This window comes from Rickettsia endosymbiont of Thecocarcelia acutangulata (assembly GCF_964263195.1).
Taxonomy (GTDB): domain Bacteria; phylum Pseudomonadota; class Alphaproteobacteria; order Rickettsiales; family Rickettsiaceae; genus Rickettsia; species Rickettsia felis.
On sequence record NZ_OZ181652.1, the window covers coordinates 214,453 to 239,847 of the forward strand.

Genomic DNA, 25,395 nt, shown 5'->3' on the forward strand with positions numbered 1-25,395 from the left:
TCTTGAACATCATTAAAAGCTTTGATTTTTGAATATCCGCCTTGTTGTTCTTCTTGAAAAAAATAATCTTTATAATCCTTATAATCTTTGGGAAGATTTAATATAAATCTAGAATATTGTTCTAACTAAAAGTTAGTTAACCAAGTAAATATAGAATATAAATTTTCTCTATGATCTGAAGAAAAAATAACAGCAACTTCTGATTGCTTTATATCCTCTCCTATCTCTCTTTCAATAACGTCATTAGATAATATCACTAATTCTTTATTATAATGTTTTTTATTTTTTTGAGCTTGGATGATTATGTCAAACATCTCAGTATTTAATTCTTTTAAGGTAAATAATTGTTTATATTTATTAAGCCATGGACCAAAAGCTATAGATTCAAGTTTTTTAAAATATTCGGTTAATTTCATGTGCAACTCTAGATTAAATTTAAGAGCGGCACTTTATATGAAAAATTGAGATAAGTCAAGAGATATTAAATTAATGGTTTAGATATTTGCTAACCAAAGGTAGATATCGTCATTGCGAGACCACAAAGTGGTCGTGGCAATCTCATGAAATAATAACAAACTCCTGAGATTGCTTCATCAAAACTTACAGTTTTTCCTCTCAATGACGAAAATTTTTCACATAACTTAATGACAAAAGTAAAATATGAATATATTATTTTATATACTCGTTTAATTTGAAAAATTGGCTACGTTATTTTTTACTTTTAATCCTCACGTACTAAATAATGTACGCTGCGGTTAAAAGCTTCAAAATGCCTTGATTTTTTCCAAATTAAACTTCGTCTATCATTTATCAAGGAAATTATGAGTACGGATATTAATAATATTAGCGATAGCTTAGAAATTGTTACGCAAGATCATTTGTCGATTTTTTCTTTAATAAGTTCATCCGACATTATCGGTAAATCGGTTATGTTGATGCTGCTTATTGCTTCCATTTGGTCGTGGGCTATTATTTTGGATAAAATATTTAAGCTAGCACAAGTTCAGCGAAGAATGAAGAGTTTTGAAAATGTATTTTGGTCTGGTGGAGTATTAGAACAATTATATGAAAGTATAAAAAGGTCGGTTAATAATCCGCTAGCTTTGATATTTGTCTCGGCTATGGATGAGTGTAAGAGTTTAAGTACTAAAGGGCTTTCCGATGCGTTAAAAAACAACCATAAAGAGCGTATAACGGGTGCAATGTACTTAGCTCAAAATAGGGAAGTCGAAAAGCTTGAGAAGAATTTAAGCTTCCTGGCAACCGTTGGGTCAAGTGCTCCTTTCGTAGGTTTATTCGGCACTGTTTGGGGAATTATGCACAGCTTCCAATCGATTGCTACTTCAAAAAATACTTCTCTTGCCTTAGTAGCTCCCGGAATTGCTGAGGCGTTACTTGCAACTGCAATAGGCTTGTTTGCAGCTATTCCGGCAGTAATTTTTTATAACTATCTTATTTCCCTTATTACTCTTATAAATAATAAGATTGAAGATTTTAGTAGCGAGTTAAATTCTATACTTTCTAAGGCAATTGATCAGGAGAAAATGTAATGGCTATAAAGCTTGCTGGAAGTAATAGAAAAAGTAAAAGAGCTGTAGTTAGCGAAATTAACGTTACGCCGCTTGTTGACGTGATGCTTGTGCTATTAATTATTTTCATGATTACGTCTCCAATGCTTGTTTCGGGAGTAAACGTGGATTTACCTGAGACAAATTCAAGCCCGATCTCAGGTCAGGATGAGCCTTTGGTTGTTACTATCAATAATAAAGGCGAAATTTTTCTACTTGAAACTCCTATAGAGAGAACATATTTAACCGACAAGCTTGCAAATATCACTAAAGAAAAAAAGGATGCTAGAATTTTTGTAAGAGGCGATAGGAATGTTTCTTATGGGCAGGTGGTAGAGATAGTTGCCGAAATTCATGCTGCTGGCTTTTCTCGTGTAGCTCTTATTTCAAATATTAAAAATAATGAAAAGTAATGATCAAAAAAATAGGGATAATTTTATGGTTTTCCTTAGCTGTTCTATTGCTCTACACTCTTTTCTTTTGTACTTTTTTCTATTCGGTATGCCGTCACTTTTTGAAAAATTACCGGAAGAGCAAACTATAACCTTTGAAATGCTACCGATTAGCGATAAATCAAATATTATCACTCAAACAAAACAGAAAGAAGCTCCTATAGAAAACAAGGATGCTAAAAAATCTGAGCAAAGTAAGCCCAAAGAAGAAGAACCGCAACAAGATTTACCTAAAGAAGAAAAAGCAAAAGAGCCTGAGGCTAAAACCATAGAAGAAAAGCCTAAAATAGAAGAGAAAAAACCTATAGAAGAACCAAAGCCTGAAGAAGCAAAAGAAGCGTTACCTGAGAAGAAAGAAGAAGTAAAGGAAGAAAAGCCTAAAGAAGAGGAAAAGAAACCGGCAGAGAAACCTAAAGAGGTAAAGAAAAAAGAGTCTAAAACCGATGAGCTTGATTCTTTACTGAAGAATTTAGAGCAATCTTCGGAAGGAAATAATGTAAAATCCAATAAGCATCAAAGATCAAAAAAAGTTGATAATGCAAAAGAAGCTAAAGGTGTTTATACAGACGGGCTGCCTCTTTCCGATAGTGAAACATCTTTGATAAAAAGACAAATTGAGAGACATTGGAGTAATGTACCGGCAGGAGTTAGAGGTAATAATAAGGTAAAAGTCATTATTAGTATTACGCTAGATAAAGCAGGTAATGTTGAACAGGCAAAGGTTAAAGAAAGAATTTGTCCTAATATTCCGGCTAGTGTTTGTGAAGCTTTAGCGGATAATGCAATTAGAGCGGTATGGCAAGCAAGCCCTATCGAAAATCTTGATCCTGCTCGTTTTAACCATTGGAAAGAGATTAATTTTAGCTTTGATCCAAGTAAATTGTAGGCTGGGTATTGCCTGTGTGGATACCAAATCGTCATTGCGAGGAGGTATTGTTGCGTGGATCATTTTCACCTATGTCATCCCGTGGCTTGATCACGGGATTCAGTTAAAAATACTAAAATTATTAGTATTTTTTATTGTTTTTATAGACCTAGTTAGCAAGCCACGTAGTGACACAGTAGGTTTTACCGGTCTACGTAACAATGCTTTCCCGCGTAGGCAGGAATGACATAAAGTAAAAATCCAGCACTATAATTGCCTACGCAGGAATGACATTAAGAACCATGAAATAATTTAAAAATATTATTCATCATGTTCGAGGTGGTCACCGATTAATTCAAGCCCCATATCTTTTCGCTCATTATCAAAACAACAGTAGCAGCAATAACCTATCAAGAATAATAAAGTTGCTCCCATTAAAAGTAGAGTCAAAGCAGCATTACTAGAGCTTGCTAACTCATATTCTGAAGGTAATAAATCCGTAGGGATGTCTTTGTTCATAAAACTTAGTTATTATGTTTACTATTTATAAATAAAAAAACTCTATAACTTTGTCTATTAAAATTACATTTATTTCATAAAGTTTTAAGAGCAGGATAAGTAAATAACAATAAATGGCATAGATTTAGACCAAAATGGACTATCATAGAGCATAATATTTTATTGGTCTTGTAATATGTATAACCATAGAAAAAACCGCATATAGTACTTAAGGCTATATATATTATTCCGCCTTGAAAATGTGCGACCCCAAATATTAAAGATGCTATAATAACAGCTAAAATTTGCCGGTTCGGTAAAAGATTTTGGAATGTTCTTTGTAAAAACCCTTGAAAGAATACTTCCTCAGCCATACATACTAAAAAGAAATTATTAATTGCCCATATCGGTAATATGCTTAGAATTTTAGGTTCAAATAAGACGTAACCGCTTATAAAGATAGAACCATAATTATTGCTATACATAGTAATAAAGATAGTAATGTATATTTTATAGTGTCGCTACTTTCTTGTTTCTCTAAAATATATAAATCGCTTAGAGAGAAAATTATTAAAGCCGGCATTACCTTATCAAAATTTAGATACATGGTAAACGGTATAGATGATTCCGATAATTGTATTTTATTAATAGCGATTATATTAAAAAACCTAAGAACTTTATGGAAAGCAAAAGCGGTAAAACAAACTGCAATAGATATAAATAATAAGGTTTTTAATAGTTTGTTTAGTTGTAAATTAAAATAGATATAAGTAATAGCGGCAAAAACAATTAGTGTACTAAATCCTATAATATTTATTATGCCTTGGTATAAAGCAGCTAAAACCGTTATTCCTATGCCTAAATATGCAGGTCTTTTATCACGACAAAATAAAGATATTAAGATTGTTGTAATGAGAAAAATATAGGTAATAGTTAAGGATGACATATAAATCTTTGTAAAAAACTATTTTTAATATATAGTTATTTTTTAGCATTAAAAATAGAAAAATTATTAAATATTGGATTTTAAAAAGAAAATATAAAAAATAATCATAAGAAAAACCAATAAAATAATATATATGTAATTGGGAGATTTTATGAAAGATATAGAATATTGGGAAAAAAATTTTAAAAACTGTAAATATTCAAATAAATTAATCGAAAGGCTTTTATTTTTAAATACCCAAGTAAAACAACCTGTTGATATTAGAGAAGTTAAAAAAGGTATTTATTATGCTCGTAAATATCATGGTGAGCAAATGCGTCAATCGGGTGATCCTTATTATTCTCATCCAATCGCAGTAACAATTATGGTAGCAGAATTTATAGCAAAAGAAGTGCCTAAACTCTTTACTTTTAGAATGCTACAAGCTGCATTACTTCATGACACTATTGAAGATACTGAACTTACTGAAGAAATGATTAGTAACATTTTTGATGAAGAAGTAGCAAGGCATGTAGAAGGTCTAACTAGAATTAAATCTTGTGGAAAAATAAGTAGTGCAAAAAGTCTTATTTTATTAATTAAACAAAAAAGATACGATACTGCTCTTATAAAACTTTTTGATAGAATACATAATTTACAAACTTTAGAAGCAAAATCGCCTGAAAAAGCTCATAAAATAATTAAAGAGACATTAAAAAGCTTTTTAGTGTTAAGTGAAATACTTGAAATACCTTCAGTTTCAGAGCTTATATATGCTGAATGTTATAAAAATAATTTAAAGTTTAATATAAATTCTACTTTTAATAAATTATAAATTTCGATTCTTTTCCATTCTCTCAAAATAAGTTACTCCCATAAAGAAAGTTATACCTACCGGAATGAAAATTAAAAATAATCCCCAATATCCTAGATAATTGGTAATATAAACTAAACCAAATGACGTTATAATATAAGTAAATAATTTTGCTATTGCACTTAGCATACTAGTATATGTAAATCTCTTAAAAACCGGAAAATATTTATAAAATATAGGAGCTGCCGGTACGTGATCAAATACAAATAATGCAGCTAAACATTGAAAAATAAAAATATATAAAGGAGTAGGGTTATAATTTAACATTATAGGAAAAAAATGAGGGAGGTAAAAAATAGATATAATTTTACCTTTAAGATTTTTAAAGGATGGATTTTATAGCTAATAAATGCAAGACCGATAATACCGAGTAAATCTATTATAGATACCCAAAAATTTTGATTTATAATTTGATTCGGAGTAAAACCACATTCTCTTTTTAATATATCAGCACAATATATATACACGAAATAAAAACACGGAGGTCTAGCACATTGGATAAAGAAATACCAAATAGAAGTGGCGTTTGGAACTTTTTGATCTAGAATATCTTTGTCAATTTCTTCAAGCGTAATATTATTTTCTTGAAGTCTTAGTTTTAATTTATTTTTTTTATTTGAAAATGCCTCTGCTTCTTTTAAACTAGTCCTCGCAATAGTACCTACAAAAGCAATAGTTGCACCAACAAAAAAGGCTATACGCCAATTTGATTCATGTTGATAAATATTTTGATTAGTAAAAATTGATGCAATACCTAGTGCTACCGTCGTGCCTACGGCAGAAAATACGGTTATAATTGCTACTAATGGATATTGTATAGGAGGAGATGAATTTTCGGTTAAATACAGCTCTGCACCTCGTGCTTCTGCAGTTGCCGACATACCTTGAATTATACGACATATAGTAAGAACCCAAGAGGCTGTTATACCTATCTGTGCATATGTTGGCATACTGCCTATAATCACACAAGTAATAGCCATTAATAGAGTAGTTAAAACAACTACAATCTTACGTCCAAAATGATCTCTCCTATATATCCGAATATTAATGCTCCTATAGGTCTTAACAAGTAGGTAGAGCAGAAAGAAAAAGCAGTAAGCAGCGAAAAAGTGAAAGGATCATATTCCGGAAAAAATAAATTATTTAAAAGCACCGCCATATGCACATATAACATAAGGTCAAAATACTCTAGAAATGTACCTATAGAAAGTAATCTGACAGCTTGTTTTTGTTCTTTATTTAAACTTCTTTGTTCTTTTTCATAGCCTAACATAACCTTATATATATAATTAGATTAAGAAATAATCTATACTTTTTTGGTTAAAAGTCAATAAAGGATTAAGATTTTTTAATAAATATTGTTACAAAATATTTAGGTTCCGTAAAGTTATCTAACCTAAAATTTTCAAATTATCTATTTTTCTCTGAAAGCTTTAAATGCAGTATCAGTAACGGGATCAAGTAAATATCTAAGTAGTGTTCTAGTACCGGTTACGATTTGTACCTCAGCTTGCATACCTGGATGTAGCTCAAGATTTTTAACTTTAGCAACTTTGTTAAATTCATCCATATCAATTTCAACTCTTGCAACATAATAATTATCTTGTTGTTGTCCCGGATGCTGTCTTTCATCTTGTACGATATCGGGCGATATGCTTACTACTTTACCAGTAAATGTTGGAGTCGTTCTTGATTTAAATGCACTGAAACGTATTTTTGCAACTAGTCCCTCATGTACTGAGTCAATGTTTTTTTGAGATACCTTTGCTTCTATTATTAATGGATCATTAATTGGTGAAATTTCCATAATAGGTTGTCCGTGACTTATAACACCGCCTATTGTATGATATTTTAAATTATTAACTATACCGTCAACAGGTGATCTTATTATTACACGATTAAGTGAATCCGTCAGGGAATTATATTTTTCTTTAAGAGAGGCTGTTTGTACTTGAGCTTCACGAAGCTCTGTTAAAGTCCGTTCAGTATATTTATTTTGTTGATTTATAATTTTAATTTGAGTTTCGGTAATAGCATGGCGTATCCCTGCTATTTCGGCTTCAGTTGTTGCAACATCGCTTTTTGAAGCGGCAACTTTTGCTTCTTGGTCTAATAAGGCTGCTTTTTGTACAAAGCCTTTTTCTTTTAACGTTCTCAAAGCTTTTAAACGGTCTTGATAAACTTCAGCAGTTTTGGAAGCGGCAACTTTTTTTGCTTCTAAACCTTCAATTTTTTTCTCAAGTTGAGCAATATTTTGATGTAATGCATCTTTCTCTGAATTATATACTTCTTTTCTAGATCTAAATAAATTTTCCTGTGTATGAATTATTTTAGCTACTTCCGGTAAATTTATATCCTGCATTAGAAAATCAGAGAATTCGATTTGTTCTAAATTATCACGTTCGGCAATTAAACGATTTTCAGTTGCTAAAAAATTACGGTACTGACCAAGAATATTTTCATGTTCGCTTTTTATTCTAGTTTCTTCAAGCTCTATTAACTTATCGCCTTCTTTGACTTTGTCACCTTGCTTAACGTAAATAGCATTGATTATTCCACCTTCATTATGTTGAATCGTTTTTTTATTTGTGCTTGGCATTACGATACCGACAGCTACAGCACCGCTATCAAGAGGGGCAAGAGCTGCCCATAATCCGCCTATTAATACTAAAAAGATAATAACATAAATACCGAAAAGTATAGGTGACCTTGCAGCTTGTGCTACGTTATTACGATCTTTATCTGTTTTTTTGGTAGTAAAATTAACAAACCTGTCAAGCTTTACTAATAAGAACTCTATAACGTGAGAGGTTTTCTTTAATGTAGTATTTATTAAAGCTTTATGTTTAGAACTTTGACCTTTAAGGTTTAATGAATCTTCGCGTAAGGACAATAATTGTTTCAATTGTTCCGGAGTAATTTGAGGTTTATTGTGTTTTAAGTCCTGCATAATATTTAATCATTATTATTGGTGTTTTTCGTCATTGCCGCGTCGCTTCGCTTCTCGCAATGACGATTTGGAAGCCACGCGGGCAATGCCAATCAGTGATGATATGACATTATTAATTATTAATATGAATTGTGCCGCTTTTTAAAGTTTTAAAGTGTTTTTGAATCTCTTCTTCCGTTCCATAAACTGCAACTGCTCCATCCTGTAATATTAGAATTTTATCAACAACGGATAATACGGATGGTCTATGTGAAATTACAAGAACTGCTATTCCTTTAAGTTTTGCTTGTTTTAAGGCACTTGCAAGGGCAACTTCACCTGCCTCATCTAAATTAGCATTAGGCTCATCTAAAATGATGAGTTTTGGATTGCTGTAAAAAGCTCTAGCAAGCCCAATACGTTGTCTTTGACCACCTGATAGATTAGAGCCTGCAGGACCGATATCAGAATCATAACCGTTAGGGAATCTTAATATCATTTCATGAGCTCCGGCTATTTTAGCTGCTTCAATAACTTTTTGCGGATCGGCATCTTCTTCCATTCTAGCTATATTTTGTTTAATACTACCGCTAAAAAGTTCTATTCCTTGAGGAAGATAGCCAACATGTCTACCGAAATCTTCTCTATTCCAACGATAAATTTCAGCACTATCTAAACGTACGGAACCTGATGATTCTTTCCATACCCCGACTATGATTTTAGCTAAAGTTGATTTTCCTGTAGCCGAAGGACCGATAATTGCTAAAACTTCGCCCGGCTGTACTGCAAAACTAACGCCTTTTAAGATATATTTCGGTACGGGAGGTTGGGATAAATGTTTCGGTATAGGATGAGCATAATAAATATTTTCAACAGTAAGATGACCATCAACGTTCGGAATTGGCATCGATTCATCTCTAGAAGAATAAGTGTTAAATAAATTATTAATGTTTTTGTATGATTTAATAGCACCGCTCATACTTTTCCATAACTCAATAGCATTATCGAAAGGAGCAAGAGCTCTACCGACTATGATAGAACTCATAATCATATTACCGGGAGTCATATCTGCACTGTGAGATTTTACAACAATGTAAGCCCCGACTCCGGTAATAGCCATTTGCATTATGTTACGGATAAACCTTGAAAAGTTAGAAATAACACCGTTACGATAGCTAGCAACTGATTGTTTATCAAGTGCTAATATGTTAAATTTATGCCAATTTTTTGTAACATTTTTCATCATTCCCATTGCTTCAATTGCTTCAGCATTTCTGTTCGCAATATCGGCTTGTGTCATACCTTTTATCGAAAATTCGGTAGCTTCACCGAGCGTTTTATTAGTAGCGGCAGCGTTAAAGAAAGCGGTTGAAACTATGATAACTGCACCAAAAACGGTAATAAGACCGATATATGGATGAATTGAGAAAATAACGGCAATATAGATAAGGCTCCAAGGGGCATCGAATAAAGTATTAATTCCGGTACTTGTTAGGAATGTTTTGACGGCTTGAAAATCACGTAATAATTGGCTAGAACCCATATTTGCTCGTGTTGCGGCTGCAGAAATTGAAGAAGCAAAAATTACGGGAGCTACTGTTCTATCAAGCCATTCTCCTACCTTTATAAGTGTAAAAGAACGAGCAATTTGTAATAATCCGTAAACAAAATAGATATATGCGATTATTATTGATAAAAATAATAATGTTTGTAGATTACCGCTTCCAAGTACTCTATCAAGAACTTGTAGTGAGTAAAGAGGAGTAATTAACATTAGTAAGTTGATTACAAAAGCAAACCAAAAGACTATCCAAAAAGCTGTTCTACATTCGCCTAATGCTATTACTAGCGGGTTTTTTTTATTTAGATTATTATTGTTATTATCCATATTAGTTATATTATAAATAATTATTAATTAGTTCTTCAGCAATTTGGACGCTGTTTAAAGCTGCTCCTTTACGTAAATTATCACATGTAATCCATAGATTTATCGTGTTATCTCTACTTACGTCATTTCTAATGCGGGAGACATATACGGCATCTTCGCCTACCACTTCAACGGGCGAGATATAAGCAAGATCATTATTATTAGAAATTGTAACAATTCCATCTGCGTCTTGTAATATTTCTTCAGCGATGTTAGCGTCCATTTTGTCGTTAAATTCTATGTTAACCGATATAGAATGACCGATAAATACTGGTACTCGCACGGAAGTAACACTAGCTTTAAAGTGATTGCCCATAATTTTGTTTAGTTCAAAAGCAATTTTTGCTTCTTCACTTGTATAGCCGTCTTTATTTAAACCACCTATATGAGGAAAAAGATTAAATGCAATCTGTTTTGGAAATTTCTTAGGATCATTCTCTCCAAAAACATATTTAGATTTTGTTTGGTCGTAGAGTTCGTCCATTCCTGCTTTACCTGCTCCTGATACTGATTGATAAGTAGATATCACTACTCTTTTAATCTTTATTTCATTATCTAGCGGTTTTAATGCTACTGCAAGCGGAATTACTATACAGTTAGGGTTAGCTATGATATTTTTAGTATTAAACTCTGTAAGTGTTGATAAATTAACCTCAGGTACAATTAACGGTACTTGATTGTCAACTCTAAAAAGTGAGGATTTGTCGATAACTACACAACTACTAGCAGTAGCTTTAGGTACAAATTCTTTTGAAACTTCTGAACCGGCACAAAAAAAAGCAATATCTATATCATCAAAATTTAAATTAGTTAAATTACTGATTTTCAGTATTTTTTCTCCATAACTTATTTCTCGTCCGATAGAGTTATCTGAAGCTATAGCATAAATTTTATTAACGGGAAAATTACGTTCAGCTAGAATATTTAGAGTTTCACGCCCTACATTTCCTGTAGCTCCGATTACTGCAATATTGTATTTTTTAGTCATTTATTTATTAATCCGATGAGTTTTTCGCCGCCGATAATATGGAAATGGAAATGAAAAATAGTTTGTCCTGATTTTTTGCCTTTATTAGTTATTAAACGATAGCCGTCTTTATCTAAACCCGCTTCGTTTGCTATATCAGAAATTTTAGCAAAAAAATGTTTTATTTCGTCTATTTGAGCTTTAGAGATAAAATCGGCATAATCTATATATTCGTTTTTAGGTATAACGATAATATGTACAGGTGCTATATCTTTAAATGCTAAAATTTGTTCGTCTTCATAAATTATTTCTGCCGGAAGATTTTTATCTATAATTTTTGCAAAAATATTTTCTTTGTTATACATCATTTTATTCCTGTTAAAGGTGACTTGAAAAACGCACTTTATGTCATTCCCGCATGGATCGGTAAAATCCGCTGTGTCACCCCGTGGCTTGACCACGGGGTCCAGTTAAAAATACTAATAATATTAGTATTTTTATTTCTTTTCTGGATGCCGTGATCAAGTCACGGCATGACAATCGAACGCTCCAAAAATTTCAATTCAGCTTCAATGCTAGAGTTGGCAATTATTATATCTTCTAGTCGGTAATTATTTCTTTTTAAATAATTTTCTCTAATATCTGAAGCAAAAAAGCCGAAGCTTAATATTAAGGCTATCTTAAATATAAACTTTAACTCTTCGATATTAATCGCCGTAACGATTATATTCGCTATTACGACAATAGCAACAACTAACCACATTTTATGGTATAATGCCCAAAATATACTTAAAAGAGCAGCTATCCATGAAAAGCCTTCTTCAATAACAATAAAATTATTATTTTTTTGTGTGGAGTTAATGTATATTGCGTATATATTCATTATTTAAGTTTAAGCCTTGAAAATTCAAGGGACAATAATTAATTAAACCTGATTAGTCAAGTATACTCTGCTGATTTCAAGAATTGCTCTTTGTTATCTTCATGGATTCACGTACTCACTTATTAAGTATAAGCTGCGTGCGTTTACCATTTGATAACAAATTCAATTCTTGAAATCATTTGAGTATATACTAAGATAGAACTTCAAAAATTGGTGACAATGTTCTACAAGAGCTGCGGTACGAACTATATTAAGTAACGGCTTCCGTTCCGAGGACTTTGAACTCCTAGCTCTTTTTGAAGCTGTGCCGAATAACTCTTCATTTTATTTAGGAGTAATTCAATACTAATATAGTACCTAATTAACAACTTAATATCAATAAATATGTCAGATAATTTAGCCTTACACGGCACAACAATACTTTGTTTAAAAAAGAACGAAGAAATAATTATAGCAGCAGATGGACAAGTCTCGCATGGTAATACCATACTGAAATCTACAGCACGAAAACTTCGGACTATAGCAAATAATAAAATTATTGCAGGTTTTGCTGGTTCTACGGCTGATGGTCTTGCGTTATTTGAAAAACTTGAAGTAAAGATAGAACAACATAAGCATAATCTACTTAGAAGTGCAGTTGAGCTTGCAAAAGATTGGCGTAGCGATAAATATTTGAGACGTTTGGAAGCAATGATGATTGTTGCCGATCGTAATCATATATTAATTTTAACCGGTAACGGTGATGTCGTAGAGCCTGAAAATAATGTTGCGGCAATAGGATCAGGCGGTTTATTTGCACTATCTGCCGCTCGTGCTTTAATGTCTTACGAGAACAATTTAACTGCTGAAGAAATTGCTTTAAAATCTATTAATATAGCTGCAGATTTGTGTGTATTTTCTAATCATAATATTATAATGGAAAAAGTTGTATGAAAGCTACTAAAACTACTTATAAAAAAGACCCTATGGGGCTTACCCCTTCTCAAATAGTTAATGAACTTAATAGATTTATCGTAGGTCAAGAAAAGGCCAAAAAAGCCGTTGCTATTGCACTTAGAAATCGCTGCCGTCGTAAAAGAGTAGAAGGTAATTTACGTAATGAAATAGTACCGAAAAATATTTTAATGATTGGTTCAACCGGTGTCGGGAAAACGGAAATAGCACGACGCCTTGCAAAGTTGACTAATTCTCCTTTCTATAAAATTGAAGCAACTAAATTTACCGAAGTCGGATATGTAGGGCGTGATGTAGAATCAATAATTCGTGATTTAGTCGAAATAACCGTTAATACTGAAAAAACTTTAGCAAAAACGGAAGTAGATATTAATGCACGTGAAAAAGCGATAGAGAGAATATTAGATAGTTTAGTAGGTAAAACTTCTAGTAGTGAGACTAGAGAAAAGTTCAAAGAAAAAATTTTAAACGGCGAGCTTGATGATACGGAAATCGAAATTAGCGTAGCTGATACTACACCTGTCGGTGGTGGAAGTTTTGAAATACCGGGCATGCCTGGAGCATCTATGGGCGTTCTTAACCTTGGCGATATGATTGGACGAGCCCTTGGCAGCAGTAAGACTAAAACAAAAAAAATGCTAGTTAAAGATGCTATGGCTATTATTATACCTGAGGAATCAGAAAAATTAATAGACCAAGAAAAAATTATTCAGCAAGCTATAAATTTAGCTGAAAATGATGGGATAGTTTTTATTGACGAAATTGATAAAATAGCTTCGACCAGTAGTTCCGGAGCAAAAAATGCCGAAATAAGTAGAGAGGGAGTGCAAAGAGATTTGCTACCTTTGATAGAAGGAACAACGGTTAATACTAAATATGGACCGGTTAAAACCGATCATATATTATTTATTGCTTCAGGTGCTTTCCATATTGCTAAACCTTCTGATTTATTACCGGAGTTACAAGGAAGATTACCGATTAGAGTGGAATTAAATTCACTCACCAAAGATGATATGATTAAAATATTGCTTGAGCCTGAAACTAGTTTAATAAAGCAATATTCAGCACTAATAGGTACTGAAGACGTGCATCTTGAATTTGCTGCTTCTGCTATTGAGAAGATAGCGGATTATGCGATCACCGTTAATTTAGAAGTCGAAGATATAGGGGCTAGAAGGCTGCATACTATACTCGAGAATTTGCTTGAGGATATAAGCTTTGAAGCTAGCGAAATGAAAGGCAAAAAAATAACTATCGACGATAAATTCGTAGAAAATCAATTATCAAAAATAATAACTAATCTTGACCTAACTAAGTTTGTTCTATAGTATGCTTTTTCGATTTGTGGTTGTTACTTTTCGTCATTGCGAGGAGCGAAGCTTTGCTGCAATCTCATCAAATCTCCTGAGATTGCTTCGTCGAATTACTATACTATGTAATTCTTCTTGCAATGACGATTTGAGCCTCCAACAATCCTTATCTCACAAAATAGCATTTGAAGAAAAATTTCATGATAATTCATATAGCAAGTCTAACGTTTAATGGAATTGATATTATTGATGTTGATGTGCAGATACAAATATCCCCGGGTATCCCTGCTTTTACTATAGTAGGGCTTGCCGATAAAACTATAGCTGAATCAAAAGAACGAGTTAAAGCAGCGTTATCTTCTATAGGGCTTGCACTACCTACTAAAAAAATTTTAATAAATTTAGCTCCGGCAGATTTAGTAAAAGAGGGAAGCCATTTCGATCTTGCGATTGCCTATTCGATACTTACCGCAATGAATATTTTACCTGAACTTGAAATTGCGGAATATTTAATAATAGGAGAGTTATCATTAGACGGTTCAATCTTACCGGTAAGCGGAGCTCTACCTGCAGCGATTGGGGCTTCTGCTAGAGGTAAAGGACTTATTTGTTCAAGTAAAAATAGTTCAGAAGTTGCTTGATCGGGTAATGATAATATACTTGTTGCAGGTAATTTAATTGAACTAGTAAATCATTTTAAAGGTTCACAAGTTTTAACTCCTCCGGAAGCTAAATTGCAAGATGAGCCAATAAATTATCCCGATTTTAAAGATATAAAAGGTCAAAAAATTGCTAAACGAGCTTTAGAAATTGCAGCATCAGGAGGGCATAACTTTTTAATGTTCGGTCCTCCCGGAACCGGTAAATCAAGGTTTGCTGCCTGTCTTCCCAGTATACTACCTAAAATGTCTACAAAAGAAATTTTAGAATGCAGCACGATTACAAGTATCGCTGGAAAATTTTCAGACGGTAAGCTTACAAAAGTAAGGCCGTTCAGAACTCCGCATCATTCCTGCTCGCTTGCTGCTATGGTCGGTGGGGGTGTGGGAAAAAAAGTAAAGCCGGGTGAAATTACGCTTGCCCATAACGGCGTATTATTTTTAGACGAATTACCTGAATTCCCACATAACGTTATACATAATGTTATTGATTACTTAAGACAACCTATTGAAAATGGTGAAATATTGATTTCAAGATCAAGTGCTCATATAAAATATCCGGCGAATTTTCAGTTAATAGCAGCTATGAATCCTTGTAAATGCGGTTATTTGAGTGAACCTTATAAAGAATGTATGAAAGCCCCCAAATGTGCTAGCGATTATCAAATGAAAGTTTCAGGACCTATTATGGATAGATTTGATTTGCATATAGAAGTATCAAATATTAATATTTATAATTATGACTTTATTACAGATAATTCTGAGGAAAAATCTGAAGATATAGCTATAAGAGTCGAGAAAGTACGTTTGATTCAAGAAAAGAGATATGAGGGCTATAATATTAAAACAAATAATAGATTAGACGGGCAGTTGTTAATAGATTACGCTATGCCTGTAGATGAAGGCAGAGATTTACTGAATGAAGCGGCAAATAAATTTCGTTTATCAATGCGTGCTTATAACCGAATACTTAGAGTAGCACGCACGATTGCCGATCTTGAGAATGTTGATAAGGTCTTGAAAATTCATATTGCTGAAGCTTTGAGTTACCGTAAAATGGAATTTAATAATATGTAATTAGACAGAAAAATATGAGTAACCTAATAAGTTTTTATTATGCTATAAAATATTTGCTTAAGGATAAAGGTGATTACGAGATAGTTGAAGGATTTATCTCGGCAATACTTAAAGATGCGGGTTATAGTCCAGTTAAGATAACGGCATTACTTGAAAGTTGCAGTAATAAAGAAGATGATATCTTAAAATCTGGCGTAGCAGATGTAATAGTAGAAGATGAAGAAGGACATAAATATATAGTGGAAATAGATAAGTCTTATATAAATCTTTTTATGCATAAAGTTTGTTTTAATTCTAGTAGGTTAATAGTCGATAGTATTTATAAAAGTGAAGACTACACTACTATAAAAAAGATATTTCATATTAATTTATTGTATTTTCCTTTTGCTGATATGAAAGCACCTTTATATCACGGTAAGACTATTTTTAGAGAAGTTGATAAAAAACATCTTATGAAATTTTCTTTGGGAGATATGAGAGGTAAAATATTCGATTTATGTAATGTGTTTCCGGAATATTTTGTAATATCGGTACCGTTATTTAATGATATTATAAGAGACGAATTGGACGAATGGTTATATGTAGTAAAACATTCTGAAGTTAAGAAAGACTTTAAATCACCGTATATGAAGAAGGTAGCAAAAAAACTTGATATCCTTAAAATGACAACTAAAGAAAGAATTATTTATCGTGCTCATATGAGCAAAGGCTTTAAAGACCGCGATTATATAGTTTCTGCTGAAGAAAAAGGTATAGAAGAAGGTATGGCAAAGGGTATAGAAGAAGGCGAAGTTACAAAAAGTATAAAAATAGCAAAAAGATGTTAATGAAAAAAAACTCGATAGAAGAAATATATGAGATTACTGAATTATCTATAGAAAAAATAAGGCAGTTGAAAGCAGAAATTGAGAACCTTAAAAAATAATTAGCTTCAATGACAAAAATTTACTTTATAGCCGGTGAGATGTCAGGAGACTTTATCGGTGGACGCATAATTCAGCATTTAAAAGATAATATAGAAATAAAATGTATGGGGGTTGGCGGTAGATATATGGAAGAAGCCGGTAGCTTTAAAAGCTTATTTCCTATTACTTCCATAAATTTGATGGGCTTTGTAGAAATTTTGCCTCATATTTTTAAGCTTAAAAAATTAATTGATAAAACTGTGGAGGATATAATAAATAGTAAAGCCGATTTATTAATCACCATAGATTCACCGGGGTTTACTTATCGTGTGGCAAAGCGAGTAAGAAAACTTTTACCAAAGCTGAAAATGATTCATATCGTTGCACCATCAGTTTGGGCATATAAAGAGGATAGGGCAGTAAAATACGCCCAAATTTATGATTGTTTATTTGCTTTATTACCTTTTGAACCGCCATATTTTACTAGGCTCGGACTTGATTGTAGATATATAGGTCACCCGATCATGGAGCAGGAGTTTTATAGCGATAAAGTAGCTTTACGTAAAGAGTTTAAAATAGACGAGAATGAGAGAGTTTTATGTGTTACTCTTGGAAGCAGAAAAGGAGAGATTCTAAGGCATTTACCGGTTTTTGTTTCTTCTATTGAAGAAATATTCAAGAGTTGTAATAATCTTAAAGTTATATTTACTCTTGCAAATCCTGCTCATGAGGCAATAATAAAGCCGTTTTTAGAAGATGTTAAGTTTAATTATTTATTTTCAAGTGAGAGACTTAAAACTTATGCCGTTGCTGATTTAGCTTTAGCAAAATCCGGTACTAATACTTTAGAGATAGCAGCTTCCGGTACTCCTATGATTGTGGCTTATAAAGTTAATCTTATAAGCTTTTTTATTATCAGGTTATTGATAAAAATAAAATATGTTACGTTGATAAATATTATAGCAGGTAGCGAAATAATTCCGGAATTTATCCAATTTAATTGCCGAGCTAGTCTTATTAGTAATAAGCTTCAAGAGTTATTATTTAATTCTAAAAAAGCGTATGAGCAGGTAATAGAAAGCCAAAAAATTTTGCAGCAATTAGGATTTAAATCAAAACGATTACAGCTAAAATCAGAAAGCTTTAGACACGATGAATTTAAAGGCAAGCTAGCTAAGCGTACAAAAGTACGTGAACACAGGCTTAGCTTGGAAAATTCGTTTGTATCAAGTGATCGAGATGATGCTATACCTTCTTATATAGCTGCAGAAATTATTAAACAGGAGTTCTTAGAACCTAAAATAAAGTTGTTAAAAGAGAAAGATTAGTACTTGAACCGGTGGTCCACAACATTTTCTGAATTATAATAAACATTAATATTAATATAATAACAAAATATATTTCTATATTTTTTCTTATAGTATTAATTTGTTTTATTAAAATTTCTAAATCATTGGAAATTTTTTTGTATTCCTCATTGTTATCAGAACGCATTGTTGTCAAGAAACCGGATAAGTTTCCTAACTTATTTTGTAAAGCTTTTAACCTTTCCGTATGTTCTTCGTGTTTTAGATCGGTATTGTGATCTTGTATCATAATATATAATGCCCATTATAAGATCAGTATTAACGCCGGTATAGTAATATGAACTATGAATAAAGATTTATATTTTTCGTTTGTAATAAAAATTCTAACTTTTCATTTTACAGGAGTATACTATTGTTATAGTAAATTGGTTTACGTTATTAATTTGTTGCTTGTTAGTCATCTAATTTTAATATTTTAATTACCAAATATTAAAACTATTTATTTATTTAGCAAAAACTATATAATTTAAATTCAGCAAATATTTAACTTCAACCAAACTTTAAGTTAGTGTTACTATATGTTATTTCAAATGTCAAGAAAAAACCATATTTCGTGGTAATTTCTTTATCAATATTTCTAAGTCTTATAAAAATAATAGTTATTATGTTAAAAAACCTATTAAAAACTAAACTTTTTTTAGTTATAGTATCTCTAACTATATTTATTACTTTGCTAAATTTTAGTATATTTTATATTTTTGTGCCGGGTAATCTTACTCAAAATAAAACGATAATTATTGAACCTAAATTATCCGTAAATCAAATAGTTACAAAACTTTATTCTAATGAAGTAATCAAATATCCGAGAATTTTTAAGGTAATTGCTAAAATTTATTCTATAAAAAGACCTCTTAAAAGCGGTGAATATGTGTTTACTCGTAATATATCGCCTCTGCAAACTTTAAGAATATTAGCAAGCGGTAAATCTATAATACATAAGATAATTGTTCCGGAAGGTACGGTGGTTGGTGAGGTTATAAAGAAAATTAATGAAGAAAATCGTTTATTTGGAGAAATAAAAGGGATAATACCGGAAGGGTTTTTAATGCCGTCAACGTATTTTTTCTCTTATGGAGATCAAAAAGAGCAGATAATCGATCAAATGAGAAATTTAATGTCTGCTAATTTAGATAAAGTAATGCAAAATCTTTCACCGGATTCTCTGTTAAAAACTAGACTTGAGGTATTAACTCTAGCTTCGATAATTGAAAAAGAAGCCGGTTCAAATGCAGAAAAGCCTATTATAGCTGCAGTATTAATTAATCGTTTAAAGAAAAATATGAAGCTACAAGCCGATCCGACTACTATCTACGCTTTGACTGAGGGTAAATTTAAATTAGCAAGAGCTTTAACAAAAAAAGATTTATTGCAAGAACTGCCGTATAATACTTATTATATAAAAGGTTTACCGCCCGGTCCGATTTCTTGTCCGTCGTTAAAATCTTTAGAAGCAGTGGTAAAACCTGCTAAAACGGATGCCTTATTTTTTGTGGTTGACGGTAAAGGCGGACATAATTTTTCTAACAATCTTAATGATCATAATAGATTTGTTGAGACTTATAGAAAAAGTTTGATTAGAGTACCTGAGCCGGAAATTGATCCTGACAAACCATCTACTCGATGAACTTCAAAAATTGGCACAAAGTCTTATAAGATCTGCGGTACTCACGTATTAAGTATACGCTGCGTTCCTCGCCTTATAGACTTCTTGCTCTTTTTGAAGTTGATCTTCGTATATTTTTATCCATTTATAACGGATGTTATCATGAATAATACAGAATTTAGTAAAATAGCCGAAACAACAATTGCATATATAGCCGACAAGATAGAAGAGCAAGATAAAGAAGCAAGTATAGACGTAGATTTACAAGGTGATATATTAAATCTTGATACTGATAAGGGTATATATGTAATAAATAAACAAAGTGCCGCTAAAGAAATTTGGTTATCGTCACCGGTTAGCGGTCCTTATCATTTTTTTTATGAACAAGGAAAATGGAAAAATAGAGCAGGGCTTGAGCTGATGGATATTTTAACTGAAGAACTTGGGATTAAATTTAATAACATATGAAAGATTTTGAAACTGCCGATAGTGCCGCAAAAATCTATGATTTAATAATAAAAAATGCCCCTGATGATGTATCTATATTTATTGATGTTGACGATACTATTATAACTCCTAAATCAAAAACTTTTAAGAAGCCGCCTTATAATAAAATGATTGATAGAATTAAGGAAAATAAAAGTAATTATGATAATTATGAAGAAATTGTCAGTAATTGGCGGCTTCAGCGAAAAGTAATATTAATTGATGAAGAGTGGGCAGAAGTTATAAACAAGCTCAAGGCAAAGTTTCCTGTTTATGCTCTTACACAAATGAATACGGGAGAATTTGGCAATATTTCTTCGATGCAAGATTGGCGATATAAAGAATTAAAGAGTCTAGGTATCGAATTTTCAGATAATCAAGAATTGGTAATTTATAATTCAGGACGAAAAGATGATGCTATTTTTTATAAAGGTATATTCATAACCGGTAATCATTCAAAGAGCGGTACTTTATCAAAATTTTCTGAAGAGCTAAATGCTAGTTTTATTGTATTTATTGATGACTGTGCGAAACATGTGGAAGATGTAAGAGATTATTGTAAAAAGAATAATATTGGATTTTTAGGTATTTTATTTGACGGGCTTAAACATTTAACGGGAGAACCTGATCCAAAACTCGCCGCATTTCAAGAATCATATTTAATAGAAAACGCTAAATGGCTTGAAGACGAAGAAGCTTATGAGTTAATGGCAGAAAGTAATTATTAAATAGAACACCTGCCTACATAGATATCGTCATTGCGAGCATCTATTGTTGCGTAGAGCGGTAAAACCCACTGTGTCACCTAGTTCCCTTGCTAACTAGGTCTATAAAAACAATAAAAAAATACTAATAATTTTAGTATTTTTAACTGGATCCCGTGGTCAAGCCACGGGATGACAGAGGTGAAACTGCTCCATGCAACAATGCCACGCAAGAATGGCATCGAGAGTCGTACAACAATCTAAATAATATCTAAAATCCATGAGTTTTGAAAATGTACTTTCTAAAAAATTTTTTGATAATATTCATAATTCTAATTCCAAATCTAGTATTAGCAAATACTTATCGGCAAATAAATTACAAAATAACACCTTTGTCTAATATGCCTGTTTCAGCTGTTAAAGTTGAAACGGAAATAATAGGCGATATGAGCGGTGAAGTTATTTTAGATTTACCCTATGCTTGGGCAAGCGGTTCATACTATCAGCAAATCAAAAATGTTAAGCTAGAATATCCTATTGGAAAGCTGCAGTTTAGAAATCAAGACTCAAATGAAGCTATTTTAAATACGGGAAAAATCAATATTATTCGTTTAAGCTACGAAATATATCAAAAAACCGGTAATCTTTGTGATATCCACGAAGCAATAATTAGACAAAATTTAATTCATTCACCGGGTTACAGGCTTTTTGTTACTCCCGACGATTTAAATGGAAATGACATAGTAGAGTTTAATATTAGAATGGAATAATATTCCTGATAGCTGGAAAACAATATCAGATTATGGTCTTGGTAAAAGCGTGAAATTTAAAGTTACGCGGATTGAATTATATAGTGCAGTTTATGCAGCGGGTGATTTACGTGTTTACAAAATTGTCGATCAAAAAAATCCTGTATATCTTTCTCTGCATGGTCAATTTGATCTTAAAGATGAAGAAATAGCTTCTTATATAAATAAAATTATCAAGGGACAAAGAGCATTTTTCCATGATAATGATTTTCCTTATTATGTAATCAGTTTAATTGAAGGTGATGAGCCTGATCACATGGGAGGAATAGGTTTAACAAATAGTTTTACTGCGTTTATTCCTCAAGGTTTGGACAAACAGGATTATATAACGTTACTTGCTCATGAACATTTGCATAATTGGACAGGGAAGAAAATACGTAATAACTTAGGAGGATTAAATTATTGGTGGAGTGAGGGGTTTACCGATTATTATTCACGTGTTTTAGCTTTGCGTGCCGAAGTTATAACACTTGAAGAGTTTGTAGAAGCATTTAACCAATTCTTTCAGGATTATTATTTATCACCTGTAATAAATGAACCTAATAATTTAATCAAAACAGATTATTGGAGAGATTATGCAGTAGAGAAATTACCGTATTATCGTGGGTTTGTTTTTGTACTTTATTTGGATAATCTTATTAAAGAGAATAATAGGAGTAAATCGCTGGATAATGTTATGCTTGATTTGTTTAAAACCTCAAAAGAACAAGAATTTTTAAGCGATTATTTTAAAAAAATAGTTAAAGATTATGTTCCAAAAGGGATAGATAAATGAATATATAGAACAAGGTAAAACTATAGATTTAGCTGATGTTGCTAAAGTGTTGCCGATCGAGAAAATAAAAATGGGGTCATATGACCGTGGTTTTGATAAAGATGCTTTAATAAATAATTATACAATAAAAAATATTGATGAAAATAGTAACGCTTATAAATCCGGACTTAGAAACGGGGACATAGTTATAAAATATGATTTTCCTAAATGGGGTTCTCCTGATCAGATAGTTACAATCAAAACAACTAAAGGTGAGTTTAAATTTAGACCTGAAAATGCTAATAAAAAAGATATATACAGCTTCAAGCCTAATTTGTCTAAAGAAGATAAGCTAAAAATCAAAAAGTTTTTTAACAGCTAAATATCTCTTTTATTTAAATATTATTAATTTTTTATTAATAATATCCATTGACACGCCCCAACATTTAAGTTATCGTGTCGTCACGATTTAATTTTAAGGGGAAAAATCATGACAAAAATCTATACGGGTCCACAAACCTCAAAAAAAACATCTAGTTACTTTGATAGTGCTACAATTCATTTTCAAAATGCTACTAAAGCTGCGGCAGATTTTACAATGTATGCTACCTTAGCAACAGAACATGCTATTAATGTGATAGAGAATGGTGCAAGTGCTGTATGTTCTATTCAAGGTGTTATTTCTGATGTAAGTACTAATTATTCTTTTATATCTACATTTGCTCAAGCAACTGTAGCAAGCCTTGCAACTTTTGCTTATTACAATCCGCCTGTTCTTATAGGTGCTTGTGCTTTAGGAGCAATTGCAATTTCGCCGTACGATTCTATCAAATGTGCAGAAAATACAATAAAAGAAGGGATAGATGCAGGATATGTAGCTTGTGAAACTGTGGAAGGTTTAATGGCAGGAGCAGCAGGTATAGTTTCTCTTATTGCTGATAATATCTACGGCGATACTGCAGAACTTGCTGGTGCTATTAATACTAATATGCTAGAGTATTATAGCTAAAATATTAGACTTCTTGCATAACCTCCTTCTAAAGGTAATTTGTACGTCAATCCGGTACTCGCATCCTCACGTATGTTTTATACGCTGTGGTGCTGCGTTCCGTGTTTCCTTCAAATTCCTCTTTATAAGATAGGTTATGCAAGAAGTCTATTGTTATACTCAATCGTCATTGCGAGCAGGCATTGTTGCATGGACCTGTTTATCCGTCATTGTGAGGAAAAATTGAAAATTTTGACGAAGCAATCCAGTAAAAAATTCTTAATTTACAGAATTCTTTTAATTATTTCCTGGATTGCCGCGTTGCTTCGCTCCTCGCAATGACGACCTTCAGTATCCACGCAGGCAATGCCTTGCGGGAATGACATAGAGAGTTAAGCACTAGTTAATCGTTTTATTATCTCTTCCCGATCAATCAAAGGTAAAACTCCTGCAATTTCCGGTCCTGATTCTCTACCGGTTAAAGCAAGGCGAAGAGGCAAAAATAACTCCTTACCTTTCTTGCCTGTTATATTTGTTATTTCTTTAGTCCAAATACTCCAGCTATCTTTGGTAATTTCACCTTGCGGTAATAATTCTGCAGCTTGCTTTAAATAGTCCTTATCTAAATTTAGATTTTCTATATTCGGAGTTTTATGACAAATCTCCCACCAATCTTTTACATCACGTAATTTTTGTAAATTAGGTCTTACCGATAACCAAAAATTTTCATCAATATACTCGGCATCGATTTCTTTAAGGCGGTCTTTTACTTCGTCAAAATATAAACTTATCAATAATTTATGATTTAGTCTTTCCAAATCTTCCGGCTGATAAATAGTCGGGCTTTTAGAAAAACTACTTATTTCAAATTGATTTGCTAGCTTCTCCATTGATTTATAAGGTAAGATTTGTGCCGATGAACCAAGTAAGCTAAAAAAGCTAGCTATTGCCATAGCTTCGATTCCGATTTCTTTTCTAAGAGTTGCAATATCAAATCCCCCGACTCTTTTAGAAATTTTCTCATCCTTGTTAATAATTAGGCTTAAATGTCCAAAAGTCGGAGGAGTAGTATTTAAAGCCTCAAACATTTGAATTTGAATAGCGGTATTGCTAACATGATCTTCACCCCTAATAATATGAGTAATATCATAATCAATATCGTCAATAACCGAGCATAACATATAAGTCATACTACCGTCTGCTCTTATCACTATTGGATCACTTAAAGCCTTGCCGTCATATTTAACTTCGCCTTTGATCATATCATGCCAGCTAATCGGTTCATAATTTACCAAAAATCTATAATGTGGTTTTCTTCCTTGTTCTATATATTTTTGTATTTGTTCTTCAGTTAGATTTAAACTAGCACGGTCATAAATTGGCGGTAAACCTTTAGATAATTGAAATTTACGCTTTAATTCTAGCTCTTCAGGAGTCTCATAGCAGGCATATAATCTTTTTTTGTCTAATAATAGATTTTTGATTTCATAATATCTACTTAAACGACTTAATTGATTAAATGTCTGATCCCAATTAAGATTTAAAAATTTTAAATCTTCTTCGATAGCGTCTTTATATTCCTGTTTACTACGCTCTAAATCCGTATCGTCAAATCTTAAAATAAACTGCCCGTTATGCTTCTTTGCATATAGCCAGTTAAGTAGTGCCGCCCTGATATTTCCGACATGTAACATACCGGTCGGTGACGGAGCAAATCGTGTTATAACTTTTGTCATTTTTACTTATTTTTTTGTCATTATTTATATACTTTTATGTCATTCCTAGCTAGAAGCGGGAATCCAGCCACTAAAAAGTCTTAATACACTAAATTTTTAAAATTTAAAGCTCGATTTATCTCGCTTTATGCTGAATTCCTGCTTTCGCAGGAATG

General features: G+C 32.2%; 27 protein-coding genes and 4 pseudogenes. 18 read left to right on the forward strand and 13 right to left on the reverse strand.

Features of this window, described 5'->3' with window-relative positions; all coding sequences use genetic code 11:
- Positions 1 to 125: 125 nt before the first annotated feature.
- A complete protein-coding gene (locus tag ACE38Q_RS01160) occupies positions 126 to 416 on the reverse strand; it encodes a hypothetical protein (protein WP_500189763.1) in 291 nt (96 codons plus the stop codon).
- Positions 417 to 821: 405 nt separating this feature from the next.
- Here ACE38Q_RS01160 and tolQ point away from each other — a divergent pair, with 405 nt between their 5' ends.
- The 4 genes from tolQ to ACE38Q_RS01180 are packed head-to-tail and all read left to right on the forward strand — an operon-like array spanning position 822 to position 3,132.
- Complete coding sequence (gene tolQ, locus ACE38Q_RS01165) at positions 822 to 1,550, forward strand: protein TolQ (protein ID WP_500189764.1); 729 nt, start codon at positions 822 to 824, stop codon at positions 1,548 to 1,550.
- Positions 1,550 to 1,981, forward strand: coding sequence for a protein TolR (gene tolR, locus ACE38Q_RS01170; protein WP_500189765.1), 432 nt, complete (start codon positions 1,550 to 1,552; stop codon positions 1,979 to 1,981). The genes tolQ and tolR overlap by 1 nt, the downstream gene beginning before the upstream one ends.
- On the forward strand, positions 1,971 to 2,906 hold the full coding sequence (gene tolA, locus ACE38Q_RS01175; protein ID WP_500189766.1) for a cell envelope integrity protein TolA: 936 nt from the start codon (positions 1,971 to 1,973) through the stop codon (positions 2,904 to 2,906). Before tolR ends, tolA begins: the two co-directional genes overlap by 11 nt.
- A gap of 16 nt (positions 2,907 to 2,922) precedes the next feature.
- The gene (locus tag ACE38Q_RS01180) at positions 2,923 to 3,132 is read left to right on the forward strand and encodes a hypothetical protein (protein WP_500189767.1); all 210 of its coding nucleotides are present in this window, start codon (positions 2,923 to 2,925) and stop codon (positions 3,130 to 3,132) included.
- A 74-nt stretch (positions 3,133 to 3,206) separates the two neighbouring features.
- Here ACE38Q_RS01180 and ACE38Q_RS01185 read toward each other — a convergent pair whose 3' ends face one another.
- From ACE38Q_RS01185 to ACE38Q_RS01195, 3 genes are all read right to left on the reverse strand, one after another.
- Positions 3,207 to 3,404, reverse strand: a complete 198-nt coding sequence (locus ACE38Q_RS01185; protein ID WP_500189768.1) for a hypothetical protein — start codon at positions 3,402 to 3,404, stop codon at positions 3,207 to 3,209.
- A gap of 74 nt (positions 3,405 to 3,478) precedes the next feature.
- On the reverse strand, positions 3,479 to 3,868 hold the full coding sequence (locus ACE38Q_RS01190; RefSeq protein WP_500189769.1) for a CPBP family intramembrane glutamic endopeptidase: 390 nt from the start codon (positions 3,866 to 3,868) through the stop codon (positions 3,479 to 3,481).
- A complete protein-coding gene (locus tag ACE38Q_RS01195) occupies positions 3,835 to 4,329 on the reverse strand; it encodes a hypothetical protein (protein ID WP_500189770.1) in 495 nt (164 codons plus the stop codon). Before ACE38Q_RS01195 ends, ACE38Q_RS01190 begins: the two co-directional genes overlap by 34 nt.
- A 151-nt stretch (positions 4,330 to 4,480) precedes the next feature.
- Between ACE38Q_RS01195 and ACE38Q_RS01200 the strand changes: the two are divergent.
- A pseudogene (locus ACE38Q_RS01200) lies at positions 4,481 to 5,187 on the forward strand (HD domain-containing protein).
- On the opposite strand, the pseudogene ACE38Q_RS01205 reads toward ACE38Q_RS01200, so the two are convergent.
- From ACE38Q_RS01205 to ACE38Q_RS01230, 6 genes and pseudogenes are all read right to left on the reverse strand, one after another.
- Positions 5,138 to 6,455 (reverse strand): annotated as a pseudogene (locus ACE38Q_RS01205) (MFS transporter). The pseudogenes ACE38Q_RS01200 and ACE38Q_RS01205 sit on opposite strands and share 50 nt — an antisense overlap.
- A gap of 141 nt (positions 6,456 to 6,596) precedes the next feature.
- Positions 6,597 to 8,132 carry an HlyD family type I secretion periplasmic adaptor subunit gene (locus ACE38Q_RS01210; RefSeq protein ID WP_500189771.1) on the reverse strand — a complete coding sequence of 512 codons (1,536 nt, stop codon included), beginning with the start codon at positions 8,130 to 8,132 and terminating at the stop codon, positions 6,597 to 6,599.
- Between the two features lie 112 nt (positions 8,133 to 8,244).
- A complete protein-coding gene (locus tag ACE38Q_RS01215) occupies positions 8,245 to 9,999 on the reverse strand; it encodes a type I secretion system permease/ATPase (protein WP_500189772.1) in 1,755 nt (584 codons plus the stop codon).
- Between the two features lie 10 nt (positions 10,000 to 10,009).
- Entirely contained in the window at positions 10,010 to 11,026 is a 1,017-nt protein-coding gene (asd, locus tag ACE38Q_RS01220) for an aspartate-semialdehyde dehydrogenase (protein WP_500189773.1), read from the reverse strand.
- The gene (locus tag ACE38Q_RS01225; RefSeq protein WP_500191189.1) at positions 11,023 to 11,370 is read right to left on the reverse strand and encodes an HIT domain-containing protein; all 348 of its coding nucleotides are present in this window, start codon (positions 11,368 to 11,370) and stop codon (positions 11,023 to 11,025) included. The genes asd and ACE38Q_RS01225 overlap by 4 nt, the downstream gene beginning before the upstream one ends.
- Before the next feature lie 161 nt (positions 11,371 to 11,531).
- The gene (locus tag ACE38Q_RS01230; RefSeq protein ID WP_500189774.1) at positions 11,532 to 11,888 is read right to left on the reverse strand and encodes a DUF2628 domain-containing protein; all 357 of its coding nucleotides are present in this window, start codon (positions 11,886 to 11,888) and stop codon (positions 11,532 to 11,534) included.
- Between the two features lie 384 nt (positions 11,889 to 12,272).
- Here ACE38Q_RS01230 and hslV point away from each other — a divergent pair, with 384 nt between their 5' ends.
- From hslV to lpxB, 6 genes and pseudogenes are all read left to right on the forward strand, one after another.
- The gene (gene hslV, locus ACE38Q_RS01235; RefSeq protein WP_500189775.1) at positions 12,273 to 12,821 is read left to right on the forward strand and encodes an ATP-dependent protease subunit HslV; all 549 of its coding nucleotides are present in this window, start codon (positions 12,273 to 12,275) and stop codon (positions 12,819 to 12,821) included.
- Complete coding sequence (gene hslU / locus ACE38Q_RS01240) at positions 12,818 to 14,170, forward strand: ATP-dependent protease ATPase subunit HslU (protein ID WP_500189776.1); 1,353 nt, start codon at positions 12,818 to 12,820, stop codon at positions 14,168 to 14,170. Before hslV ends, hslU begins: the two co-directional genes overlap by 4 nt.
- Positions 14,171 to 14,352: 182 nt before the next feature.
- Positions 14,353 to 15,888, forward strand: a pseudogene (locus ACE38Q_RS01245) (YifB family Mg chelatase-like AAA ATPase).
- A 14-nt stretch (positions 15,889 to 15,902) separates the two neighbouring features.
- Positions 15,903 to 16,715 carry a PD-(D/E)XK nuclease family transposase gene (locus ACE38Q_RS01250; protein WP_500189777.1) on the forward strand — a complete coding sequence of 271 codons (813 nt, stop codon included), beginning with the start codon at positions 15,903 to 15,905 and terminating at the stop codon, positions 16,713 to 16,715.
- Positions 16,715 to 16,813, forward strand: a complete 99-nt coding sequence (locus ACE38Q_RS01255; RefSeq protein WP_500189778.1) for an inorganic polyphosphate kinase — start codon at positions 16,715 to 16,717, stop codon at positions 16,811 to 16,813. Before ACE38Q_RS01250 ends, ACE38Q_RS01255 begins: the two co-directional genes overlap by 1 nt.
- Before the next feature lie 9 nt (positions 16,814 to 16,822).
- A complete protein-coding gene (lpxB, locus tag ACE38Q_RS01260) occupies positions 16,823 to 18,121 on the forward strand; it encodes a lipid-A-disaccharide synthase (RefSeq protein ID WP_500189779.1) in 1,299 nt (432 codons plus the stop codon).
- Here the strand turns inward: lpxB and ACE38Q_RS01265 are convergent.
- Positions 18,090 to 18,389 (reverse strand): hypothetical protein, encoded by a 300-nt coding sequence (locus ACE38Q_RS01265; RefSeq protein ID WP_500189780.1) that lies wholly within the window; start codon positions 18,387 to 18,389, stop codon positions 18,090 to 18,092. The genes lpxB and ACE38Q_RS01265 overlap by 32 nt on opposite strands.
- A 375-nt stretch (positions 18,390 to 18,764) precedes the next feature.
- Here ACE38Q_RS01265 and mltG point away from each other — a divergent pair, with 375 nt between their 5' ends.
- The 7 genes from mltG to ACE38Q_RS01300 all read left to right on the forward strand — a co-directional run bounded on the left by mltG (position 18,765) and on the right by ACE38Q_RS01300 (position 23,525).
- On the forward strand, positions 18,765 to 19,784 hold the full coding sequence (mltG, locus tag ACE38Q_RS01270; protein WP_500189781.1) for an endolytic transglycosylase MltG: 1,020 nt from the start codon (positions 18,765 to 18,767) through the stop codon (positions 19,782 to 19,784).
- A gap of 141 nt (positions 19,785 to 19,925) precedes the next feature.
- Complete coding sequence (cyaY, locus tag ACE38Q_RS01275) at positions 19,926 to 20,231, forward strand: iron donor protein CyaY (RefSeq protein ID WP_500189782.1); 306 nt, start codon at positions 19,926 to 19,928, stop codon at positions 20,229 to 20,231.
- Complete coding sequence (locus tag ACE38Q_RS01280) at positions 20,228 to 20,977, forward strand: DUF2608 domain-containing protein (protein WP_500189783.1); 750 nt, start codon at positions 20,228 to 20,230, stop codon at positions 20,975 to 20,977. Before cyaY ends, ACE38Q_RS01280 begins: the two co-directional genes overlap by 4 nt.
- A gap of 377 nt (positions 20,978 to 21,354) precedes the next feature.
- Positions 21,355 to 21,723, forward strand: coding sequence for a hypothetical protein (locus ACE38Q_RS01285; RefSeq protein ID WP_500189784.1), 369 nt, complete (start codon positions 21,355 to 21,357; stop codon positions 21,721 to 21,723).
- Between the two features lie 49 nt (positions 21,724 to 21,772).
- Entirely contained in the window at positions 21,773 to 22,537 is a 765-nt protein-coding gene (locus ACE38Q_RS01290; protein WP_500189785.1) for a M61 family metallopeptidase, read from the forward strand.
- 49 nt (positions 22,538 to 22,586) lie between these two features.
- Entirely contained in the window at positions 22,587 to 22,898 is a 312-nt protein-coding gene (locus ACE38Q_RS01295; RefSeq protein ID WP_500189786.1) for a hypothetical protein, read from the forward strand.
- A 108-nt stretch (positions 22,899 to 23,006) separates the two neighbouring features.
- Positions 23,007 to 23,525 (forward strand): hypothetical protein, encoded by a 519-nt coding sequence (locus ACE38Q_RS01300; RefSeq protein ID WP_500189787.1) that lies wholly within the window; start codon positions 23,007 to 23,009, stop codon positions 23,523 to 23,525.
- Positions 23,526 to 23,527: 2 nt separating this feature from the next.
- Here the strand turns inward: ACE38Q_RS01300 and ACE38Q_RS01305 are convergent.
- Positions 23,528 to 23,682: pseudogene (locus ACE38Q_RS01305) on the reverse strand (palindromic element RPE1 domain-containing protein); the annotation flags it as partial.
- 214 nt (positions 23,683 to 23,896) lie between these two features.
- Positions 23,897 to 25,240, reverse strand: a complete 1,344-nt coding sequence (gene gltX / locus ACE38Q_RS01310) for a glutamate--tRNA ligase (RefSeq protein ID WP_500189788.1) — start codon at positions 25,238 to 25,240, stop codon at positions 23,897 to 23,899.
- Between the last annotated feature and the right edge of the window lie 155 nt (positions 25,241 to 25,395).

Bases quoted from the DNA above. Each gene is read 5' to 3' on its own strand.
- ACE38Q_RS01280 (WP_500189783.1), top strand. From the start codon at position 20,228: ATGAAAGATTTTGAAACTGCCGATAGTGCCGCAAAAATCTATGATTTA.
- ACE38Q_RS01265 (WP_500189780.1), bottom strand. From the start codon at position 18,389: ATGATACAAGATCACAATACCGATCTAAAACACGAAGAACATACGGAA.
- ACE38Q_RS01215 (WP_500189772.1), bottom strand. From the start codon at position 9,999: ATGGATAATAACAATAATAATCTAAATAAAAAAAACCCGCTAGTAATA.
- ACE38Q_RS01210 (WP_500189771.1), bottom strand. From the start codon at position 8,132: ATGCAGGACTTAAAACACAATAAACCTCAAATTACTCCGGAACAATTG.
- ACE38Q_RS01255 (WP_500189778.1), top strand. From the start codon at position 16,715: ATGAAAAAAAACTCGATAGAAGAAATATATGAGATTACTGAATTATCT.
- ACE38Q_RS01285 (WP_500189784.1), top strand. From the start codon at position 21,355: ATGCCTGTTTCAGCTGTTAAAGTTGAAACGGAAATAATAGGCGATATG.
- ACE38Q_RS01250 (WP_500189777.1), top strand. From the start codon at position 15,903: ATGAGTAACCTAATAAGTTTTTATTATGCTATAAAATATTTGCTTAAG.
- tolQ (WP_500189764.1), top strand. From the start codon at position 822: ATGAGTACGGATATTAATAATATTAGCGATAGCTTAGAAATTGTTACG.
- hslV (WP_500189775.1), top strand. From the start codon at position 12,273: ATGTCAGATAATTTAGCCTTACACGGCACAACAATACTTTGTTTAAAA.
- ACE38Q_RS01225 (WP_500191189.1), bottom strand. From the start codon at position 11,370: ATGTATAACAAAGAAAATATTTTTGCAAAAATTATAGATAAAAATCTT.
- ACE38Q_RS01300 (WP_500189787.1), top strand. From the start codon at position 23,007: ATGACAAAAATCTATACGGGTCCACAAACCTCAAAAAAAACATCTAGT.
- lpxB (WP_500189779.1), top strand. From the start codon at position 16,823: ATGACAAAAATTTACTTTATAGCCGGTGAGATGTCAGGAGACTTTATC.
- ACE38Q_RS01195 (WP_500189770.1), bottom strand. From the start codon at position 4,329: ATGTCATCCTTAACTATTACCTATATTTTTCTCATTACAACAATCTTA.
- cyaY (WP_500189782.1), top strand. From the start codon at position 19,926: ATGAATAATACAGAATTTAGTAAAATAGCCGAAACAACAATTGCATAT.
- ACE38Q_RS01230 (WP_500189774.1), bottom strand. From the start codon at position 11,888: ATGAATATATACGCAATATACATTAACTCCACACAAAAAAATAATAAT.
- tolR (WP_500189765.1), top strand. From the start codon at position 1,550: ATGGCTATAAAGCTTGCTGGAAGTAATAGAAAAAGTAAAAGAGCTGTA.
- asd (WP_500189773.1), bottom strand. From the start codon at position 11,026: ATGACTAAAAAATACAATATTGCAGTAATCGGAGCTACAGGAAATGTA.
- mltG (WP_500189781.1), top strand. From the start codon at position 18,765: ATGTTAAAAAACCTATTAAAAACTAAACTTTTTTTAGTTATAGTATCT.
- ACE38Q_RS01185 (WP_500189768.1), bottom strand. From the start codon at position 3,404: ATGAACAAAGACATCCCTACGGATTTATTACCTTCAGAATATGAGTTA.
- gltX (WP_500189788.1), bottom strand. From the start codon at position 25,240: ATGACAAAAGTTATAACACGATTTGCTCCGTCACCGACCGGTATGTTA.
- ACE38Q_RS01160 (WP_500189763.1), bottom strand. From the start codon at position 416: ATGAAATTAACCGAATATTTTAAAAAACTTGAATCTATAGCTTTTGGT.
- tolA (WP_500189766.1), top strand. From the start codon at position 1,971: ATGAAAAGTAATGATCAAAAAAATAGGGATAATTTTATGGTTTTCCTT.
- hslU (WP_500189776.1), top strand. From the start codon at position 12,818: ATGAAAGCTACTAAAACTACTTATAAAAAAGACCCTATGGGGCTTACC.
- ACE38Q_RS01190 (WP_500189769.1), bottom strand. From the start codon at position 3,868: ATGTATAGCAATAATTATGGTTCTATCTTTATAAGCGGTTACGTCTTA.